This is a genomic window from Acinetobacter sp. ATCC 27244 (genome assembly GCF_000156555.1).
Taxonomy (GTDB): Bacteria; Pseudomonadota; Gammaproteobacteria; order Pseudomonadales; family Moraxellaceae; genus Acinetobacter; species Acinetobacter haemolyticus.
Genome location: NZ_GG665977.1, coordinates 1 through 20,499, shown reverse-complemented (window position 1 = coordinate 20,499; position 20,499 = coordinate 1). Strand labels below are relative to the sequence as shown.

General features: G+C 38.5%; 20 protein-coding genes. 11 read left to right on the top strand and 9 right to left on the bottom strand.

Features of this window, described 5'->3' with window-relative positions:
• The gene (locus HMPREF0023_RS15665; RefSeq protein WP_005091975.1) at positions 1–744 is read left to right on the top strand and encodes an SDR family oxidoreductase; all 744 of its coding nucleotides are present in this window, start codon (positions 1–3) and stop codon (positions 742–744) included.
• A 259-nt stretch (positions 745–1,003) separates the two neighbouring features.
• Here HMPREF0023_RS15665 and mpl read toward each other — a convergent pair whose 3' ends face one another.
• Positions 1,004–2,365, bottom strand: a complete 1,362-nt coding sequence (gene mpl, locus HMPREF0023_RS15660; protein WP_005086091.1) for a UDP-N-acetylmuramate:L-alanyl-gamma-D-glutamyl-meso-diaminopimelate ligase — start codon at positions 2,363–2,365, stop codon at positions 1,004–1,006.
• A 135-nt stretch (positions 2,366–2,500) separates the two neighbouring features.
• Entirely contained in the window at positions 2,501–3,028 is a 528-nt protein-coding gene (locus tag HMPREF0023_RS15655; RefSeq protein ID WP_005091977.1) for a hypothetical protein, read from the bottom strand.
• Positions 3,029–3,102: 74 nt separating this feature from the next.
• On the opposite strand from HMPREF0023_RS15655, the gene HMPREF0023_RS15650 reads away from it, so the two are divergent.
• The 4 genes from HMPREF0023_RS15650 (at position 3,103) to HMPREF0023_RS15635 (ending at position 7,168) form a co-directional block, all read left to right on the top strand.
• Complete coding sequence (locus HMPREF0023_RS15650) at positions 3,103–3,459, top strand: DMT family protein (RefSeq protein ID WP_257787235.1); 357 nt, start codon at positions 3,103–3,105, stop codon at positions 3,457–3,459.
• A 137-nt stretch (positions 3,460–3,596) separates the two neighbouring features.
• Entirely contained in the window at positions 3,597–4,109 is a 513-nt protein-coding gene (purE, locus tag HMPREF0023_RS15645; protein ID WP_005086095.1) for a 5-(carboxyamino)imidazole ribonucleotide mutase, read from the top strand.
• 69 nt (positions 4,110–4,178) lie between these two features.
• Positions 4,179–5,300: a 5-(carboxyamino)imidazole ribonucleotide synthase gene (locus HMPREF0023_RS15640; protein ID WP_005091979.1), complete on the top strand. Its 1,122-nt coding sequence runs from the start codon at positions 4,179–4,181 to the stop codon at positions 5,298–5,300.
• A 569-nt stretch (positions 5,301–5,869) separates the two neighbouring features.
• Positions 5,870–7,168 carry a lytic murein transglycosylase gene (locus HMPREF0023_RS15635; protein ID WP_005086097.1) on the top strand — a complete coding sequence of 433 codons (1,299 nt, stop codon included), beginning with the start codon at positions 5,870–5,872 and terminating at the stop codon, positions 7,166–7,168.
• 40 nt (positions 7,169–7,208) lie between these two features.
• Here the strand turns inward: HMPREF0023_RS15635 and HMPREF0023_RS15630 are convergent, their stop codons facing one another.
• From HMPREF0023_RS15630 to HMPREF0023_RS15615, 4 genes are all read right to left on the bottom strand, one after another.
• Complete coding sequence (locus HMPREF0023_RS15630) at positions 7,209–7,592, bottom strand: hypothetical protein (protein ID WP_008942558.1); 384 nt, start codon at positions 7,590–7,592, stop codon at positions 7,209–7,211.
• Positions 7,593–7,694: 102 nt separating this feature from the next.
• Positions 7,695–8,498: a matrixin family metalloprotease gene (locus HMPREF0023_RS15625; RefSeq protein WP_005091984.1), complete on the bottom strand. Its 804-nt coding sequence runs from the start codon at positions 8,496–8,498 to the stop codon at positions 7,695–7,697.
• A 369-nt stretch (positions 8,499–8,867) separates the two neighbouring features.
• Positions 8,868–9,782 (bottom strand): matrixin family metalloprotease, encoded by a 915-nt coding sequence (locus tag HMPREF0023_RS15620; protein WP_005091986.1) that lies wholly within the window; start codon positions 9,780–9,782, stop codon positions 8,868–8,870.
• A gap of 423 nt (positions 9,783–10,205) precedes the next feature.
• Positions 10,206–11,117 (bottom strand): matrixin family metalloprotease, encoded by a 912-nt coding sequence (locus HMPREF0023_RS15615; RefSeq protein ID WP_008942555.1) that lies wholly within the window; start codon positions 11,115–11,117, stop codon positions 10,206–10,208.
• A gap of 163 nt (positions 11,118–11,280) precedes the next feature.
• Here HMPREF0023_RS15615 and HMPREF0023_RS15610 point away from each other — a divergent pair, with 163 nt between their 5' ends.
• The gene (locus tag HMPREF0023_RS15610; RefSeq protein ID WP_005091989.1) at positions 11,281–12,165 is read left to right on the top strand and encodes an MBL fold metallo-hydrolase; all 885 of its coding nucleotides are present in this window, start codon (positions 11,281–11,283) and stop codon (positions 12,163–12,165) included.
• A gap of 283 nt (positions 12,166–12,448) precedes the next feature.
• Here the strand turns inward: HMPREF0023_RS15610 and dnaK are convergent, their stop codons facing one another.
• The 3 genes from dnaK to HMPREF0023_RS15595 all read right to left on the bottom strand — a co-directional run bounded on the left by dnaK (position 12,449) and on the right by HMPREF0023_RS15595 (position 16,179).
• Positions 12,449–14,392 carry a molecular chaperone DnaK gene (dnaK, locus tag HMPREF0023_RS15605; RefSeq protein WP_005086107.1) on the bottom strand — a complete coding sequence of 648 codons (1,944 nt, stop codon included), beginning with the start codon at positions 14,390–14,392 and terminating at the stop codon, positions 12,449–12,451.
• 188 nt (positions 14,393–14,580) lie between these two features.
• On the bottom strand, positions 14,581–15,126 hold the full coding sequence (gene grpE / locus HMPREF0023_RS15600; protein WP_005091991.1) for a nucleotide exchange factor GrpE: 546 nt from the start codon (positions 15,124–15,126) through the stop codon (positions 14,581–14,583).
• A 159-nt stretch (positions 15,127–15,285) separates the two neighbouring features.
• The gene (locus HMPREF0023_RS15595; protein WP_017394688.1) at positions 15,286–16,179 is read right to left on the bottom strand and encodes a LysR family transcriptional regulator; all 894 of its coding nucleotides are present in this window, start codon (positions 16,177–16,179) and stop codon (positions 15,286–15,288) included.
• A 107-nt stretch (positions 16,180–16,286) separates the two neighbouring features.
• Here HMPREF0023_RS15595 and HMPREF0023_RS15590 point away from each other — a divergent pair, with 107 nt between their 5' ends.
• The 5 genes from HMPREF0023_RS15590 (at position 16,287) to HMPREF0023_RS15570 (ending at position 20,239) form a co-directional block, all read left to right on the top strand.
• Complete coding sequence (locus HMPREF0023_RS15590) at positions 16,287–17,141, top strand: MBL fold metallo-hydrolase (protein WP_004637354.1); 855 nt, start codon at positions 16,287–16,289, stop codon at positions 17,139–17,141.
• Between the two features lie 389 nt (positions 17,142–17,530).
• Positions 17,531–17,761 (top strand): hypothetical protein, encoded by a 231-nt coding sequence (locus tag HMPREF0023_RS15585; protein ID WP_005091993.1) that lies wholly within the window; start codon positions 17,531–17,533, stop codon positions 17,759–17,761.
• A gap of 286 nt (positions 17,762–18,047) precedes the next feature.
• A complete protein-coding gene (locus HMPREF0023_RS15580; protein ID WP_005086118.1) occupies positions 18,048–18,248 on the top strand; it encodes a hypothetical protein in 201 nt (66 codons plus the stop codon).
• 235 nt (positions 18,249–18,483) lie between these two features.
• Positions 18,484–19,554: an alpha/beta hydrolase gene (locus tag HMPREF0023_RS15575; RefSeq protein WP_017396809.1), complete on the top strand. Its 1,071-nt coding sequence runs from the start codon at positions 18,484–18,486 to the stop codon at positions 19,552–19,554.
• 130 nt (positions 19,555–19,684) lie between these two features.
• Positions 19,685–20,239, top strand: a complete 555-nt coding sequence (locus tag HMPREF0023_RS15570) for a peptidylprolyl isomerase (RefSeq protein WP_004637358.1) — start codon at positions 19,685–19,687, stop codon at positions 20,237–20,239.
• Positions 20,240–20,499: the final 260 nt, after the last annotated feature.

Sequence of the window (20,499 nt, the reverse complement as noted above, 5' to 3'; positions counted from 1 at the left end):
ATGACAAAGACGATTTTAATTACAGGTGCAAGTTCAGGTTTAGGCGCTGGGATGGCACGCGAATTTGCGGCTAAAGGCTACAATCTAGCACTGTGTGCACGTCGTTTAGAGCGTTTGGAAGCCTTACAACAAGAATTGCAAAGCCAGTTTGCAATTCAGGTCAAAATCAAAACCCTTGATGTGACTCATTACAATGATGTCTTTACGGTTTTTAAAGCTTTTCAGCAAGAGTTTGGCAGTATTGATCGAATTATTGTCAATGCAGGTGTGGGCGAAGGTCGCCGTATTGGAAAAGGACATTTTGAGGTGAACCGTGCCACGGCAGAAACCAATTTCATTTCAGCATTAGCACAATGTGAAGCAGCAGTAGAAATTTTTAGGGCACAAAATAAAGGGCATTTGGTGGTGATCTCCTCAATGAGTGCAATGCGTGGTTTACCGAAGCATTTGTCGACCTATGCAGCCAGTAAAGCAGCAGTGGCGCATTTGGCTGAGGGGATTCGAGCGGAGTTGTTAGATACGCCAATTAAGGTCTCGACGATTTTCCCTGGTTATATTCGCACTGAATTGAATGAGGGTGCGAAGAAGTTGCCATTTGAAGTGGATGAGAAAACGGGTAGTCAAGCGTTGGTGAAAGCGATTGAGAAAGAGCCTGTGAAGGCATATGTACCGCAGTGGCCATGGTTGCCAATGGGTATTGCAATGAAGATTTTGCCGTTAAAATTGGTAAATAAACTGAGTTAATTGCTATTCAAAATAGATCGGAGATATCTCTATTTGGAAAGTTTGACAGCCTCATATAGGCTGAATCATTGACCTGTTTGGATATAGGCGTTTCCTTACTTTTCATGGCTGAGGAGTTTACTCCGCAAGGTAACAAAAATCCTTTGTTGGACTGATGGTATATCCCTATACCACAGTCCAACGGGCGGCATCCATGCCGCCTTTCACGATAGTGAATACCGTGACAAAATTAGATGATTAAAATAGGCTATTGGCTAAATTACGACAAAGCCGTAATCAATTTTTGGTGTAAACCACCAAAACCACCATTGGACATGATCACCACTGCATCGCCCTCACCTGCTTCATTGACCACACGGGCAATGATCTCATCCAAAGAACGACTCACTTCAGCTTTGTTTGATGAAGCTGCAATCACAGGTTGTAAATCCCAATCTAAACCTTCTGGTTGATACCAAATCACTTCATCGGCCAAACGCGCAGAATGTGCTAAACCATCTTTGTGGCTGCCCATACGCATAGTATTTGAGCGCGGTTCAATGATTGCCCATAATTTACGTTCGCCTAAACGTTTACGTGCACCATCCAAAGTCGTTTCAATCGCCGTTGGATGATGGGCGAAGTCATCATAGACTTCGATGCCACGTACTGTACCTAAAAGCTCCATACGGCGTTTCACACCACCGAAGTTAGATAATGCTTCACAGGCTTGTTCAATGCTGACACCGACATGTTGTGCAGCAGCAATGGTTGCCAAAGCATTGGCAACGCTATGCTGTCCAGTCATGCTCCATTTCACTTCCCCGATCACTTTGCCATTTTCAAGAACTTTAAAATGGCTGCCATCGGCACTGATCAGTTCAGCAGATAAAGCGGCTTGGTCATTTGGCTCAAGACTGGTACGAACCACAGGTGTCCAGCAGCCTTGTTCTAAGACTTCATCAATATTGGTCTCAGTAATTGGAGCAATAATACGACCTTCACTTGGAATGGTACGCACTAAATGATGGAACTGTTTTTGAATCGCAGCAAGGTCATCAAAAATGTCGGCATGATCAAATTCAAGATTATTTAAAATCGCGGTCTTTGGATGGTAGTGAACGAACTTAGAACGTTTGTCGAAAAAGGCTGAATCATATTCATCAGCTTCCACACAGAAGTATTTCCCGCCACCTAAGCGAGCGCTTTCGCTAAAACCAAGCGGTACACCACCGATCAAGAAACCAGGGTTTAAACCTGCTTGATCCAATACCCAAGCCAACATCGTGGTAGTCGTTGTTTTACCATGTGTACCTGCAACACCTAATACATGTTTGCCTTGTAGTACGTGATCAGCCAAGAATTGTGGACCAGAAATATAAGGAAGACCTTCATTCAGCATATATTCAATCGCATCAATGCCACGTTTCATTGCGTTGCCAACGATGACAAGATCAGGATGTGGTTGCAAATGGCTACGGTCATAGCCTTGCATCAACTCAATACCTGCATTTTCGAGTTGCGTCGACATCGGTGGATAAACATTGGCATCTGAACCTGTGACTTTATGTCCTAAATCTCGTGCTAATAGAGCCAAAGACCCCATAAAAGTGCCACAAATACCCAAAATATGCAGATGCATCGTGCTTCTCTCTTATTCAATCACGTAATAAACGTGTGTAATGCAATTAAAAATTTGCTTGAAAAGATAGCAAGGCTGTTATGGAAAAGATAGTCAAAATTCGTTGTTGTTTACTTAAAATTAAAGTCAGAAATGTTAAGATTTCAACGTTACCGTTGCAAAAAAATAGACACTATCCTCTTCACCATTTTGCATAAATTTAACAACTTTATTCAATGGGAATATAAAATTTTCACCATCCGTAAGTACAGCGGCAAGTTCAATTGAAAGGGCTTTGTCTTTAAAAAAATCAGAATTTATTTCTTTTGCTGTCTCATAGTCGACCCAATACCACTTTCTATTTTTATCATTTTTTCTTATTACTTCCCCGACATAAGCTCCTGTGCGTAAAATCGTCTTAAATCTTTGATCATCTGAGATTTGATCTAAATTGGTCTTTCTTAAATCAGATAAATAAGTATCAATCAGTTTTAAGCTTTCAATAGAATAGTCTAGTTTTTTAGGGTTTAAAGTCTCAAACTGATATACAGGGTCATTTTTTTCACTATAAAACATGTCTGCTAAATCTGATAGCGCCTCATTTTGATTGTCGAGATCTAATTCTACTGAATGACTTATACTTATTGAGAAGCACAAAATAGTCGTTAAAAATAATTTTTTCATAGCATCCTTAAGTTTTTGAAACCTTATCCAGGAACTGATTTTAATATAAAATTATTGCAAAATTTTTAGAGTAAATACAATTGAGCCCTACTCTTTTAGCGCTGTGTTTATTGGTGATTTCCAATTGTTTTATGACCTTGGCATGGTATGGTCATTTGAAATATTTACATGATGCGCCGATTTGGCAAGCAATTTTATTGAGTTGGTGTATTGCCCTACTCGAATACAGTTTTATGATTCCAGCGACCAAACTATTGAGTCAACATGGCTGGGGTCTGGGGCAAATGAAAATTACTCAGGAAGTGGTGACCTTGCTGGTGTTTGTCCCATTTTTACTATTTATGTTTAAACAGCCTTTTAAGTTAGATTATGTTTGGGCGATGCTCTGTTTATTGGGCTGCGTCTATTTTGTTTTCCGCAATCACAGCTAATTTTTCTGCGATCAGTTCAAGCGTTCTGTAGTTGGGGATGCTTGAAAAAACCGCTATAATATCTGCCAATTTATTCCTTTGTGTTTGGCGTAAGTCGAGACACTGCCCTCTTTTTTTATCAAGTTTTGGAAAAGCCAATGAATGCGGTCGCAACAGATAGCCAACCTTTAGTCGGGATTATCATGGGTTCTCAATCAGATTGGGCAACACTTGAACATACCGCTAACATGCTCAAACAATTGGGTGTGCCTTTTGAAGCTGAAGTGGTTTCTGCGCACCGTACACCAGATCGTTTATTTGAATATGCTGAAACAGCACGTGATCGTGGTATCCAAGTGATTATTGCAGGTGCTGGTGGTGCGGCACATTTACCAGGAATGTGTGCAGCAAAAACTGATTTGCCTGTGCTGGGTGTACCTGTTAAATCTTCGATTTTAAATGGTGTAGATTCATTACTTTCGATTGTACAAATGCCTGCAGGTATTGCAGTAGGTACATTGGCGATTGGTCAAGCGGGTGCAACCAATGCAGCCATCATGGCAGCGCAAATTCTGGGTTTAACACGTCCTGAGATCGCAAAAAATGTTGCGGATTTCCGTACTGCGCAAACTGAGAAAGTGTCGAGCAAAAATATCCCTGGTCATGAATGAGGATAAGCAAAGCAACGCTTTGCCCGAATGCAAGGCGAAGACTTTGTCTGAGCAAGTAGAGTCATATAAATGAATAAAACCATCGGTATTTTTGGTGGCGGACAACTTGGACGCATGATGGCGCAAGCAGCTCTGCCACTGAATATTCAATGTAGCTTTTTTGAAGCAGAAACGGATTGCCCAGCGGCGATTTTAGGTCCAGTCTTTTCAAGTAAAAATGAGCATGCCTTGCAGGATTTTATTGCCAGTGCAGATGTATTTAGCCTTGAATTTGAAAATACGCCTGTTGCGGATGTGGACGTTTTAACACAAACCAAAACTTTACACCCTCCTCGCCTTGCTTTAGCAACAGCGCAGAATCGTTTGGCTGAAAAATCCTTATTTGATGAATTAGGTATTCCTGTTGCGCCGTATCGTGCAGTAGATAGCTTAGACAGCTTAAAACAAGCAGTAACTGATCTAGGTTTGCCAATCGTTTTAAAAACCGTAACTGGTGGCTACGATGGTAAAGGTCAATTTGTTCTACGTTCAGAAGATCAGATTGATACCGCTTGGGCTGAGCTTGGACCTGCGAAAAGCTTAATCGCTGAAAGTTTTGTGAAATTCAGTCGTGAAGTATCCATTATTGCGGTACGTGGTCAAGATGGTGATGTCAAAACATGGGCATTGGCAGAAAACCACCATCACAATGGTATTTTGTCGCACTCGATTGTTCCTGCGCCAAATAGCACCGATTTACAACCTGTTGCACAAGACTACATCACACGCCTGTTGAATCATCTCAATTATGTGGGTGTATTGACGCTTGAATTGTTTGTGACAGAACAAGGTTTATATGCCAATGAAATGGCATGTCGCGTACACAACTCAGGTCACTGGTCGATTGAAGGCTCAATTTGCTCGCAATTTGAAAATCATATTCGTGCAGTTGCAGGCTTGCCACTCGGTGCAACTGATGTGGTGCGTCCGACAGTCATGGTAAATATCATTGGGCAACATCCAAAATCGGAGGATGTTTTAGCGCTCAAAGGTGCACATTTGCATCTATATAATAAATCTGAACGTGAAGGTCGTAAGTTAGGGCATATTACATTGATGCCGAATAATCGTGATGAGTTAACGTCATTGTGTCGTCAACTTGCTCAAATTTTACCTGTACCATTGGCATTAACAGATGAGATGACCATCTAACTTATCCACAGAACATCAAAAGCGATCTTCGGATCGCTTTTTTGTCACTTTAAATTCATAAAATAAAAGATATAGCTGAAAGAGATTATGGATAACTTTTCTTTAAGCTTTGAATTTAAATATTGGCTGTTTGTTTTGAATTTAAAACTTTGATTTGAGTGTGCGTGTTGATTTAAATTCAAAAATAAAAGTTTTTTAAATTTAAAAGTTTGAAGGAGGTTGAGTTTTGAATTTAAAGTTGTGGTTTGTGGATATCTATTTGATCTAAAACAATAGGAATTAAGTCTATTTCTTTATTTTTTATAAATGTATGGTGTGAAATGAATTCATAAGTGGTTGCTATTTTTGAATTCAAATGATGGTGTAAGCCACAGAGTTGCTTTTGAATTCAAAATATAGGAGTTATCTATTTTTAAATTTAAAAGAAATGATACTTTTGAATTTAAATCTTATGTTTTAAATTTAAAACTCAATTATGAATTCAAAAATTACGATTTCAAACGTTGTAACGTCAATGATCGTGTTATGTTAATCCTGAAATTTAAATTTAAAAATATGGTTTAGACATCATGCACCGTTTTCCTCTTTTTCTAGGCACTGCCTTATTGACCTTATCTTATAACGCTCATGCTGAGTTGATTATCAATGGCGCAAAAGTTTCAACCACGACGACGACGCCAGCGGTAAGCAATACCAGTACATTTAGTCCAACACGTGATTTTCAAAGCTGTATAGCCGGTTTACGATCTCAAGCAATTGCATCTGGTGTTTCGGCTGCAAGTTTTGATCGTTATACCCAAAATCTAAGTGCGGATTATTCAGTGATTGATCGTTTGAATTATCAGCCAGAGTTTTCTACACCGATTTGGGATTATTTATCAGGCTTGGTTGATAATGAGCGTGTACAAGCAGGGCAACAAAAACTTGCGCAACATCGTGATGTGCTTAGACGTGTAGAACAAGCTTACGGCGTGCCTGCTGAAACGGTGGTTGCAGTTTGGGGTGTCGAAAGTAACTATGGTGATATTTCTGGTCGATATCCTTTATTACAGGCATTAGGTACATTGAGCTGTGAAGGTCGTCGTCAAAGTTATTTCCGTGGTGAATTTTTTGCCACCATGCGTATTTTGCAACGAGGTGATGTGACTCAAGATCAACTTTATGGTTCTTGGGCAGGAGCATTTGGTCACACGCAATTTATGCCATCTACTTATGAACGTTTAGCCGTAGATTTTGACGGTGATGGTCGCCGTGATCTCGTATCGAGTATCCCAGATGCTTTGGCTTCGACAGCAAACTTTTTAAAACGTGCTGGATGGCAAACAGGTATGCCTTGGGGTTTTGAAGTGAAAATTCCACAAGGTATGTCGATTTCTGGTGAAAGTCGCCGCAATAAAAAATCACTTAATAATTGGATCGCACAGGGTGTAACACGTGCAGATGGAACAGCTTTGATCCAAGGGAATTTGACAGGAAGTACTCAAGCAGGTTTGATTTCACCTGCAGGTGCGAATGGCCCATTATTTTTAGTGTTTAGAAATTTTGATGCGATATATAGCTATAACGCTGCTGAAAGCTATGGTTTGGCAATCGCACATTTGTCTGATCGTCTGCGTGGTGGAACACCATTTTTAACGGCATGGCCTACAGATGATGCGGGAACATCAAGAGCAGAACGCCGTGAAATTCAACAATTTTTGATTCAGCGTGGTCATGACATTGGTGCAGTGGATGGTTTGATTGGTGATAAAAGTCGCCAAGCCATTCGTCAAGAGCAAACTCGTTTGGGATTAAATCCAACAGGACGCGCAGGGCAGCAAATTTTACGTGCTTTCCGCCAAGAGCAAGCGCGTAAAATGATGCAATAAGCTAATCATGTGAAAAGGTCTGTCAAGTGCAGACCTTTTTTTATGGCGCAGCGTCTAATTTGACGGCTTCTAAAATATCAAAAATAACCGCCGTAACATCCTGACTCAGATCCCGATCATTAAAAATTTCATAAGCCGTAATTGTGACATCAGTATCACTTGGCAGTTGTTTTTGTTCTTCTTCGATTAAATGTTCAATTGGAAGCAAGGTTTGTTTCACTTCCAAATGTAATATCTCATCATGAGGCACATTTTCATCTTCTAATTCAACAATTTGTTCGTTGAAATAAGGAATCAAAATCGAGTGAAGAAAAGGGCTAATATCTTCAATATTTAGGATTTCGATATCACGAGTCTGCTCAATCGTACTGATGTGGTCGTTCACTTCAATGAGGATATGATAATAACTCATGCTGATCTCCATTTAGATTAAAATGATGCTTTCACACCACAATAACATGAATAAATCAAAACAATCGACCCATTCTTGTTATCTCATAAAAACATCAGCTTAATCGATTTATCTTCAGTGAGACAAGCCTAATAGCGCTAAATCTGTGTCAGTTAACCTAAAGTCTTTTGCATCTTGTACTTTGATTCTCGGATACATCAAAGATTGTGGATCTTGAGTATGTTTCAGACCTAAAGCATGTCCGAATTCATGTGCCAAGGTGAGGCGTAGGTCATCAATTGAAGAAAACTCATAAATAAAGATTTGTTTTCCTTGAAATTGTCCCTTGTGTAAAACTTGTGGAGCAAACGTTTGATTAAATTGCTCGATGGCTTGCGTCAGTTGCTGATAAAGTTGTTTCGACTTTTGAGTTTGCAGATCAAACTGTTGGGTGAGTCGTTGATGTTGTTCTACGCTTTGTTGATAGATTGGCGTTTCTATTTGATGTTCATGTTTTAATGATTCCAGATGTGCCGTCGAAATAGCAATTTGTCTTTTAAGTTCTTGTAGTTGTTGGTTTTCATTTAACCAAATCTGTTGTTGCTGTTCCAGTTGATGTAAATTTTCCGAACGTTTCATGCTGCGAATCTGGCGTTGATCCATCACCAAATGAATCGAAAATTCAGCATTTGGATCATAAACGAAATAGTTTTGACCCGTATCTTTTTCCCAAATCGCGGCTGCTTGTTTGCTGATTTCAATCATTTGCTGTTGCGTGATATTCAAGCGAGGATCAAAATCAGCAATACGATAACGGAGTGGATGACCAGTACCATATTTTATGGGCGTAGAATTCTGTACCGAGGAAATTTGAGCAAAAGAGGCTGTATGACCTAACATGAACATACATGTTGCCAATAGGAGAGGGAGCAAACGCATAACAGGAGAAATAAAACAAGAAAAAGGATGTATTTTAATCAGCTTTCATGATTAGTCAATTTGGGGAAAGGTATTTAAATTGATTGATTTAATAAAAAATCATTGAAAATAAATAAAGATACAAGTGTATAAAAATTAATCTATTAAATATAATTTATAGTCAATTTTGGTGATGGATTAATCAAAAATAGCCCGATAACAGAGATTTATTTTTTATGATCTGAGATTTAGATAGGGATTAATCGTTAAAATTTTAGATCGTGCTATGCCAGTCAATTTCTAAAAATTATTTCCTATTTCATTTAATATAAAAAACTGTTTGATCAAAAGATAATCAAAAACAACTGTAACTTTACGGTTTATTTGAGATTAGTGCATGGCTTTAACTAGGGCTTTATCACTTTGTGTTAGTGCAAAGCGTTGTAAATTTTGTTGTTGTATAACAGGATACATGAGTGAAGTCGGATCATCGGTATGTGACAAGCCTAAGGCATGCCCAAATTCATGTGCCAATGTTAAACGAAGATCATCGGTTGAGCTAAACTCGTAAATCGTGATTTGTTTGCCATTAAAATTTCCTTTATGGAATAGACGCGGTTTGAATACCTGATTGAATCGCTGTGCTGATGATACAAGTAGATGATTATTATCATTTAATTTTTTGATTTCTTGGTTGAGTTGTTGAGCTTTTAGATTGTGTAGATTCACCTCTTGTTGTAAAGCTTTGGACTGTTGATGTAATGCTTGCTGACGTTGTGCCAATTGATCTGCTAAGGATTTAGATGAAGAGCGCTGTTGGTTGAAGTGTTTTACATCTGCATTATATTGCTGAAATTGGGCTTGTAGTTGATTCTGCTTGATGGCCAGCAATGCATTATTTTTTTCAAGCTCTGCTCTAGCTTGTTGCAACTGTTGATTTTGCTGCTCCCATCGTTGCTGCTGTTGATGAATTTGATCGAGGCTTTGCAGACGATGACTGCTTTGTTGTTGTCGCTCATCATAAATCAAATGAATGCTGAAATTCGCTTCAGGGTCATAAATAAAATGCTGTTTACCCGTTTCTTGGTGCCAAATATCCGCAGCTTGTTGGGTAAGTTGAATCACTTGCTGAATACTTAAATTAAAGCGGGGATCAACCTCTGCGATACGATAAAATATAGGCGTTTGAATAGCTTTATGGTCATGTTTATGGGTGCTATGTGACGTATTTTGGGCATGGCCAAGGTGCGGAATCCCCATGCATAAACATGCAATGATATTCAGTGCGGTAGTTAAATTTCGCATGACCTTTATCCCCAAATAAAACTTATTTTTGGATAATTTTGTAAATAGGTCAAAAAGCTATCTAATTAATAAATAAAATAAAAAATGTGATTTTATTTGAGTAAATATAATAATTGATCGAATAATAGGCAAAATATAAAATCAAGAATTTGGTTTTCTATTTGCACATAAATTTATAAATATCAGTCCATTAATGTTAAAGAGCAGAATTTTAAGCGCAAAGTAGCTAAAAAATGCTCATTTGTTATCTTTTGTAAAAAAAATTATAAACTGAAAATATTTTGCTCTTTAACTGCAAAATTGTTGATTTATGACATTAAAGGTCGCTGGCTGTTTTAGCTGTGAGTTACTTATTTGCTTATATTAACGCTTCAAAAGCAGCTGAAGTTTTACGACAGTGTTAAGTCCGAGATTTTATGCTGTCTACCGAGCCATCAATAGATCACGATCTGTCTGGGTTAGTTGAAAGTCAGTAAAGTTCTGTTCTTTCAAAATCGGATGCATCAATGCTTTGGGATCATCAGTATGCTGTAATCCTAAAGCATGACCGAATTCATGGGCTAGCGTTAAACGTAAATCATCTTTGGACTCAAATTCATAGATAATAATTTGCTTACCATTAAATAAACCTTTATGAAATAAATGAGGCTGAAAGCGTTGTTTATATTCTTTCACAGCATCATGTAATTGCTGGTCAAGCGCATTTAGTTCATCTACTTTTTGATTTAAATTATTGATTTTTTGATTAAAGTTGGTGAGTTCTTGTTTTAATGCATCGACGTTGTATTGTAAGTTTTGTTGTTTTTGCTGTAGATGTTGTTGATAGGCACCAGTCATTAAGTTGAGATGTGCATTTTTTTTCTCTTGATTATATTGTTGGATTTGCTGATCTAGTTGTTGACGTTTTAAGCTTAAAGATTGTTTCGTCTCAACTAGTTCTTGTTCAATATGATCCAATTGCTTTTTTTTATCACGCCACTGTTGTTGATTAAATTCTAATTGGCTTAAATGGGCACGTCGTTGTTCGCTTTCAATTTGTCGTTGATCGTACATTAAATGAATGGCCAGTTGCGCATTTGGATCATATACAAAGTAATCTTTACCTGTTCCATCTTTCCAAATTTGAGCTGCTTGATGGCTGATTTCTTGTACTTGTTCTAGGCTAAGTTTAAAACGAGGATCAACTTCAGCGATACGATAACGAAGACGCGTATCAAAAGGATGTGTTATGCGATCAAGCAGAGAATTAAATTTAAGCTGCGGGTGCTGATGGCTTTGATAACCAGACCATAAGATAAGGAAGAGTAATCCTGAAAAAATCAACAGACGAATCATTTTAGTTTCTTCTGAAATACGGCGCTCAATTGAGTTTATTAATCGTGCTTGCAGATCAGACTATAACAAAAATAGCGAGTATCGGGAAATGATATGATTAAACGGCAGATTTTGTTTTAATGCCTTATATAAGATAGATAAATAAAAAGATTAAGGAATAAAAATGCTGAAATATTTACTCAAAACTCCTGACATAGCATGGTCTGCGACGTCACCGGCCTTAGCAAATACTGAGAATTTAACCATTAAATATTTAGGTACAGCGGGTTTTATCCTTTCGGATCGAAATCGTACAGTCGTACTTGATCCTTTTATTAGTCGTCCCACTCTATGGCATACACTGACTCAACCTTTGCTCAGCGATCCAATATTGGTTCAGCAATATATTCCTCGCGCAGATGATGTACTGATAGGACATGCACATTATGATCATATTTTGGATGCGCCTGAAGTATGTAAACAAACAGGGGCACGATTAATTGGTTCTCAAGCGAGTTTAATGTATGGGCGATCGGCAGGTTTGTCTGAACAGCAAATGCTTGAAACAAAAGGGCGGGAAATTATTCAATGTGGTAAATGGCAAGTTGTTGGGTTGCCTTCGATTCATGGCAAAGCATTGTTTGGTCGGGTGCCATTACCAGGTGATATGACTACGCCGCCACCGTACCCACCAAAGTTTCATCAATTACGGCATGGGCAGGTATTTAATTGGTGGATTAGTACAGGCAAACTCAGTGTGGTGCATATTGATTCTGCCGACTTCATTGAACAAGAATTGCAGGGTAGGCAGGCAGATATTGTTTGCTTATGTGCCATTGGGCGTAAATATCGTCCAAACTATGTTCAGGATGTCGTAAGACTCCTCAAGCCAAAATATATTATTCCATGCCATTGGGATACGATGGTAACGCCAATTGATCAACCACCCCAGTTATTACCTGATGTGAATATCCCTGAGTTTTTAGGCGAAATTAAGGCTTGTGGAGTAGTACCTTTGTTTATACCGATTTTGGGTGAACTGTATTTCGATCAATCTAAATCTACTTAATAGTTACTTTCTATAAATAAGATTTAATTCATTTATGAAAGTCACAGCCTCAAATTTTGTGTAAAGTTTAAATGTTTTGCGTAGGCAAGATCCTACTTTGTTTTTGGACAAAGTAGGCAAAACCATTTGTTGGGCTGACAGTACATCCATGTTACCGCAGCCCAACAGGGCGGCTTCCATGCCGCCTCTACTGTAGCTAAAACTAATTTGAATTTAAGTATGGATATAAAAATTTAATGCAAAAAAAACCGCGCTTTCGCGCGGTCTTTTTTAAAGAGACAAATTATTTTTTGTCATCTTTTACTTCTGTGAACTCAGCATCTACAACGCCATCGTCCGCTTTTTGTTGTTGACCAGCATCACCACCTTGGAATGCATTTGGATCAAAACCTTCTGCGCCGCCAGCACCTTGTGCTTGTTCATAAGCACGTTGAGTGATTGGCATCAAGATGTTTTGTAAAGCTTCAGTTTTCGCTTTGATGTCTTCAACATCATTTTCTTTAGTTGCTGCTTCAAGCTCAGAAACCGCAGTAGCGATTGCAGTTTTTTCATCTTCAGTCACTTTGTCACCTAGATCTTTAACTGCTTTGTTAGAGCTAGATACTAAAGCATCCGCTTCGTTACGTGCTTTCGCTAACTCTTCAAATTTACGGTCTTCTTCAGCATTCGCTTCAGCATCTTTAATCATTGCTTCGATTTCAGCATCAGACAAACCTGAGTTTGCTTTGATCTGGATTGATTGCTCTTTACCAGTGCTCTTATCTTTAGCCGATACTTTTAAGATACCGTCAGCGTTGATGTCGAACGATACTTCAATTTGCGGTACGCCACGTGGAGCAGGTGGGATATCGCCTAATTGGAAGTTACCCAACAATTTGTTTTGTTGAGCCATTTTACGTTCACCTTGGTAAACAGAAATATCTACAGCAGGCTGGTTGTCAGCAGCAGTAGAGAACACTTGTGATTTCTTCGCAGGAATCGTGGTGTTCTTCTCAATGATCGGAGTTAATACGCCGCCCATTGTTTCGATACCTAAAGTTAACGGTGTTACGTCTAATAAAAGTACGTCAGTTTTGTCACCAGACAATACCGCACCTTGAATCGCTGCACCAATCGCAACTGCTTCGTCAGGGTTCACGTCTTTACGTGGCTCTTTACCGAAGAATTCTTGTACTTTTTGCTGAACCATTGGCATACGAGACTGACCGCCCACCAAAATCACGTCAGAGATGTCAGAAGTCGAAAGACCAGCATCTTTAAGCGCGATTTTACAAGGTTCGATTGTACGAGCAACTAAATCAGCAACTAAACCTTCAAGTTTGGCACGCGTTACATTGATCACTAAGTGTTTAGGACCAGTTGCATCAGCCGTGATGTATGGAAGGTTGATTTCAGTTGCATTTGATGAAGAAAGCTCGATTTTTGCTTTTTCAGCAGCTTCTTTCAAACGTTGTAACGCAAGTGGATCATTTTTCAAGTTCACACTTTGTTCTTTCTTAAATTCTTCAACCAAGAATTCAATTAACGCGTTATCAAAGTCTTCACCACCAAGGAAAGTATCACCATTAGTTGATAACACTTCGATTTGTTGGTCGCCATCAAGGTCTGCGATTTCAATGATTGATACGTCGAATGTACCACCACCTAAGTCGTAAACTGCAACTTTACGGTCACCTTCTTTTTTGTCCATACCGAACGCAAGTGCCGCAGCAGTTGGCTCGTTAATGATACGTTTAACATCAAGACCTGCAATTTTACCCGCATCTTTAGTTGCTTGACGTTGCGCATCGTTAAAGTAAGCAGGAACTGTAATAACTGCTTCAGTCACTGTTTCACCTAAATAGTCTTCTGCAGTTTTCTTCATCTTTTTCAAGATTTCCGCAGAGATCTGTTGAGGCGCTAATTTTTTGTCGTTTACTTCAACCCAAGCATCGCCATTGTCTGCTTTGATGATTTTGTAAGGTACAAGACCGATATCTTTTTGTACCGCTTGATCTTCGTAACGACGACCGATTAAACGCTTGATTGCGAATAATGTGTTTTTCGGGTTGGTTACAGCCTGACGTTTTGCACTTTGACCAACTAAGATTTCACCATCTTTATATGCAATGATCGATGGAGTGGTACGTGCACCTTCAGCGTTTTCGATTACTTTTACTTTATCGCCTTCGAGTACAGCAACACATGAGTTGGTAGTACCTAAGTCAATACCAATAATTTTTGCCATTTGGGATGTTCCTCTAAAATTTTGTGAATCCCCGATTTCTCCAGTAATAAAGGGGAGAGTCAAAAGGGGATTTTCTTGTTATTCGATATGAGAGTTAATCGGTTTTTTTCAAGCATTTTTATGAAAAAAAATCAAAAAACTCTCAAAATTTTGCATTTTTGAGCAAATAAAGGCTTTGCTCCAGAGGGTTATTGACCCACCATCACCATTGCTGGGCGAAGTAAGCGACCATTTAAGGTATAACCTTTCTGTAACACTGTACCGATTTCATTTGCTTTGGCATTTGGATCGATACCTACAGCTTGGTGTAGATCCGCATTAAAACCATTTTGTGTATCTGCTTCGACTACCCCAAATTTTTCAAGTGTAGTGAGGAGTGATTTCAACGTTAGTTTGACACCTTCAAGCACAGGTGTTTCTTCTGCGCCAGCGGCTTGAATTGCACGTTCGAGATTATCGACAGAATCCAATAATTCTTTGGCGAACTTTTCCAGCACAGTATCTTTGTGCTTTTCAGATTCACGTTGAATACGTTCAACACTCTTTTGTGCCTCGTAAACCGCATTGGCCGTACGTGCTTTTTCGAGTTTCAAGCTTTCTTCAAGTTGGGTGATGTGCGCTTGTAAATCTTCAACGCTAAGCTCGTTAGCTTGCTCTACACCTTCAGCTTGAGTTTGTTCAGCTTGTTGCTCATTTTGAATGTCTTGAGCTTGCTCATTGTGCTCATTAGCCATTGATGATCTCCGTTTAAAAAAGTTCTCAAACATGTACAGTCCTTTTGGCGTGAATGCTCATCGGGTTAAACCTGAACTGCCACATCTTGGTCATTCATTGATACGGATGAGGTATGGGCAAGGCGACAAAATTCAAGCGTTCAGGTGAATTTAAATCTTTTAATTTTGCTGATTTAAGTAAAAATTTAAGTTTTCGATCACAAATGCAATAAATTCTTGGGTGATTTTGGGCAAATGTTGTCTTGATGCATAGACTAACGACAAGGTGAGATCGGGTGCAGAAAAATCTGTAAATACCTGTTGCAAGCGTTGTTGAGCAATATCTTGGCGTACAAGCAAGGTCGGAAGCATGGCAATTCCTTCTGCTTTGAGACACATTTGATAGAGTGCAATCACATCATTGCTTTTAAACGTAACATTTAAAGGATAGTTCTGCGGTTGCTGATCTGTATCAAACAGAGTCCAGTATTGATTATGAGTATGATGAGCAATACAGTCATGTTGAATCAATTGGCTTGGGTGTGACAGGGGAGTGTGATCTTGTAAATAATGCGGGTGCGCACAAAAGATAGACTCAATTTGACAGACGGGACGAGCAATTAAACCCTCTGCCACTTTTTGGGTAATTCGCAAAGCAAGGTCAACCTGAGCATCCATCAGATCAATTGTATTTTCAGTAAGATATACATCAAAATGAATATGGGGGTAGCGTTTTTTAAACTGTTTAATGCATTCATTCACACCGAGCTGAAATAGAAATAGACCACAAGTAAAACGAATCGTGCCACTATGCTGTTCGGGTGCAGCCAAACCTTCAAGTAACTGTTGTTGCTGTAGGATATTTTCACAATAAAGCAGCGCTTTTTCGCCCGCAGGGGTCAGTGAAACTTTACGCGTATTACGTTGAAATAGTCGTGTCGAAAATGTAGCTTCAAGATGCTCTAAATAGCGAGACACCATGGCTTTAGAATAATTTAAATGTTGCGCCGCTTTGCTGAGATTACCTTGATGAGCAATACAGACAAACACTTGAATGGCTTTTAATGTATCCATATTAATGATCATTGTTGCAAGATATGCAACATTTTATCTTAATTTAGGGTGTTTATTTGGCAATAATTGCAACGTAAAGTGTGTCTTATCAGATAGGAGACATATAAATGAACCTTAAACCTTATGCATTGGCATTGACAGCATTTGCTGTAACTTCAACAAGCTTTGCGCAAGACTTAAAAATCCAAAATTTCTTAGCAAAACCTGAACACTTTGGCGTGACTTCAACCTTGATCGAAGGTGATAAAGAAGTGTTATTGGTCAATGCGCAATTTTCTAAATCAGAAGCTTTACGAATTGCTGCAGACATTCTGGATAGCGGTAAAACCTTAAAAACGATTTTCGTGAGTTATGGTGATCCAGATTTTTACTTTGGTTTAGATGTCTTTAAGCAATATTTTCCAAATGTTCAGATTGTTGCGACACCAGAAACGGTAAAGCATATTCAAGATACACAAGCACTAAAAGTAGCGTATTGGGGACCAAAGATGGGAGCCAATGCGCCGAGCAAAATTATTGTTCCGCAGCCTTATACGGCTAAAACTTTAAAATTCGAAAATGAAAATATCGAAATCAAAGGTAAAAAGGAACTGACTTATTTGTGGATTCCAAGTGCTAAAGCTGTTGTTGGTGGGATTCCTGTCTCGTCAGGTATTCATTTGTGGATGGCGGATACACCCAATACGAAAGATCGTAATGAAGTCGTACAAACTTTAGAAAATATTAAGGCATTAAATCCTCAAGTGGTTGTGCCTGCGCATATGAAAGCGGGTGCTGCTGAAGGCTTAGACGCAGTTAACTTTTCAATTGATTATCTAAAGCAATATGAAAAAGCAGTGAAAGCCAGCAAAAATTCGGCTGAGTTAATTCAAATGATGCAAAAACAATATCCAGCTTTAGGTGAGTCAAGTAGCCTTGAGTTAGGAGCTAAAGTAGTTAAAGGTGAAATGCAGTGGCCTTAATCTAGTGCTCAAGATCAAAAAAGTCGTGGTTTTCCACGGCTTTTTTTATTTGCGCTACATTTATTTTTAATCAGAATTACGCAATTGTAAGCTTATGAGAGGATTGTGCGGTGTTTCTATGAATTATAAAAACATAAGCTGATCATATTATTGGGTTATTCAAAATGCACCCAAATTGATTAAGTAATTAAATTATTTGTGATTTGTGGTGAACATTTAAAAGTATTAGAGCGTGAATAATAAAGTGAACTGATTTAATAAAAATTGCAAAAACATCCTGCATAAATAACAAACTGCAACTAATCCTCATCACGTTCGAGAAAAAAATTGTGAATCATAGGCAACGCAAAGACAACTTTGCTTTTTGTCATAATGAAAGGAAATACGTAATGAAAAAGTTAGCATTGATTTCTATGGTGGTATCTGGTGTTGCATTAACGGCAATAGGTTGCTCAACTCAAGGTGGTCTAGAGGCATCAGGTTCAGCGCAAACAAGTGCAAGTCCAACGGGTGTTCAAGGTGGCGTTGGTATTCAAGCGGATACATCTATGGGCGTTGATCATAGCGGTGCATCGGCAGATGTATCTGGCGCAGTAGATGCTGAGGCTTCAGCGCAGTAATTTATCATGACCTTTAAACACAATAGATCATCACATTGATGCCAATAGATCGATCGAATCATATACTGCTATATATGCTGTGTTAGAGGTACTGAGTAAATTGAAAAAACTAGAATCATTGGCTTGATTCTAGTTTTTTGTTGTGGTGATTTAGCGTTTTATCAAACTGCGAAATTTGCCAAACTGACAATAAATAAATCCAATCCGGTCTATACACTCATACTTAAAATCGTAATGATGAGGATGTGCAACAAAAGTGCACATAGAAAATAGTAAAGGAAAAAATATGAAGCAATTTGCTCTAGTCTCTGTGTTAAGTCTAATGGTCATCAGCATGATTGGCTGTGTTTCTGTTGAAGCAACAGGTTCAACCAATGTTGGAGTTGGTTCTCATGGTGTTCAAACAGGAGGGGGCGTCAAAGCGCAGGTTCAACCTGGACAAGTTGGTGTTAATATTTCAGGTTCAGCTGCAGCAGGCCGAAAATAAAATTGTGTATATAAAACTCAAAAGTATTGAATATTCACTTTTGAGTTTTGTTTCAAATACGTCATAGATTAATCAATTGGCCTAAATAATGATCATGGATAAGCATAATGGTTAATGACTTTTGAAAACCAACACTATAGCGTACAAAATATTTTTAAATTCTTGATCTATCGCTTTGGATAAGCATATAGTCGAGAGGAAAAGAACGATGGATAGCGTAAGAAGGGGACAAAAAGTGACGGCATTACCTCAAAAAATACAAACCATTTTAGATCATGGACAAGGTCCTGCTGCACGAGCACTCGATAAGTTACCTACATTTGTACAAGAGTCTTTAGCTAAAATTTTAGGTTACCCACACCAATATCCTGATTTGGATGCATTTACCAAATGTTTGATGGCTGTTCAAATTAAACAAGGGCGCATTGGTTTTATTGGTGATGATCCGATTGAATCTCGACGCCAATTTGATGCGCAGATGCTCGCGATACTTAATAAATCGACATTTATTGAATCTGTTGAAGATATTCGTTTACCTTTACAAAGCGGTACAGTTTTCGCAAGACATTATCATCCAGCACCCAATAAGAAACTACCGATGATCGTGTTCTATCATGGTGGTGGTTTTGTTGTCGGTGGTTTGGATACGCATGATGAAGCATGTCGCCTCATTGCCAAATATGCGAAAGTTCAGGTCATGAGTATTGATTATCCGCTTGCTCCAGAAGTTTCACCTAAACTGCTTATTCAATCATGTGAAGATGCTTTAGCATGGGTATATCAAAATCGCCGTCAGTTAAAGATCTATAAAAATCGTATTGCGGTCGCGGGGGATAGTGCTGGCGGAAATATTAGTACAGTTGTTGCACAACATTCAGTGGGTAAGGCCTATGCGCCTCAAGCACAGTTACTAATCTATCCTGTGGTTGATTTTAAAAGTAGACACCCATCATTTTATGCTTATGGTGAAGGTTTAGTCTTGACCAGTAAAGATGTGGATTATGTGACAGCGTATTATGCCACAGAACACAATGTTGCTTTGGATAACCCATTAATTTCTCCAACCTATGGTGGTTTAAGAAAACTTGCACCTGCTTATGTGATCACAGCAGGGCATGATTTACTTCATGATGAAGGTGAAATTTATAGTCATAAACTTAGACAAAATGGCGTTAAAGTGAAATATATTGATTATCCAGACCAAACACATGGCTTTATCAACTTAACGCCTATTTCATCCAAAGCAAGACGCAATACCGTCGAAATTGCACGGAACTTTAGAAAGTTCTGGGACAAACACAGTTAAGCCGCCACGTACTGTAGTGCTATGTTTCACGTGGAACATGGCACTTAACAAATAAAAATAGTAAAGACCGATATGTAAAACTAAAATTAGGCTTCACGGTTAATTCTATTCTTAGACTGAGAATATAAAGATGAAAAAGTTATTTATTACGGCTAGTTTATTACTCGCAAGCAGCCATTTATTTGCAAATACCATGGTTGAAATGAAAACGAGTATGGGGAATATCGAAATTGAGCTTTTTGATGATAAAGCACCAGTTTCGGCAAAAAACTTTGAAAGTTATGTAAAAAGCAATTTTTACGCAGGGACGATTTTCCATCGTGTGATTCCTGGCTTTATGGTTCAGGGCGGTGGCTTAGATGCCAATATGGTAGAAAAGACAACCAAAGCACCAATCGTAAACGAAGCAAGCAATGGTTTGAAAAATACACGTGGTACTTTAGCAATGGCGCGTACGCGAGATCCAAACTCTGCTACAAGCCAATTTTTCATTAATGTTGTAGATAATAGTTTTCTAAATCGATCTGCAATGGATGCAGGTTATGCTGTTTTCGGTAAAGTGACCAAAGGTATGGAGGTCGTTGATAAAATCGTGAGTGTGCCTACGGGTAATCAGGGATTGCATCAAAATGTACCTAAACAACCTGTTAAAATCATTAGCGTTCAAATAAAGAGCAAAAAATAGAAAAGTGAAGCAGAAATATAAATAAAGTATTTCTGCTTTTATTTCATATACTTGCTATCAGTTTTAAATAGTTTGAATTGATTTTGTGCACAAAAAAAGAACACTTAATAAAACAAGGATTTAAAAAAGCTTGCATGCCTTTAAAAAACTCCTATAATGCACCTCATCCCGACGCGATACACGAAAATATCTTAGCTTACAGGGTTAAGATGGTAGGTAGTGTTTTGCGTTAATTTCTTACTGATGAGGTAAGAAATTAA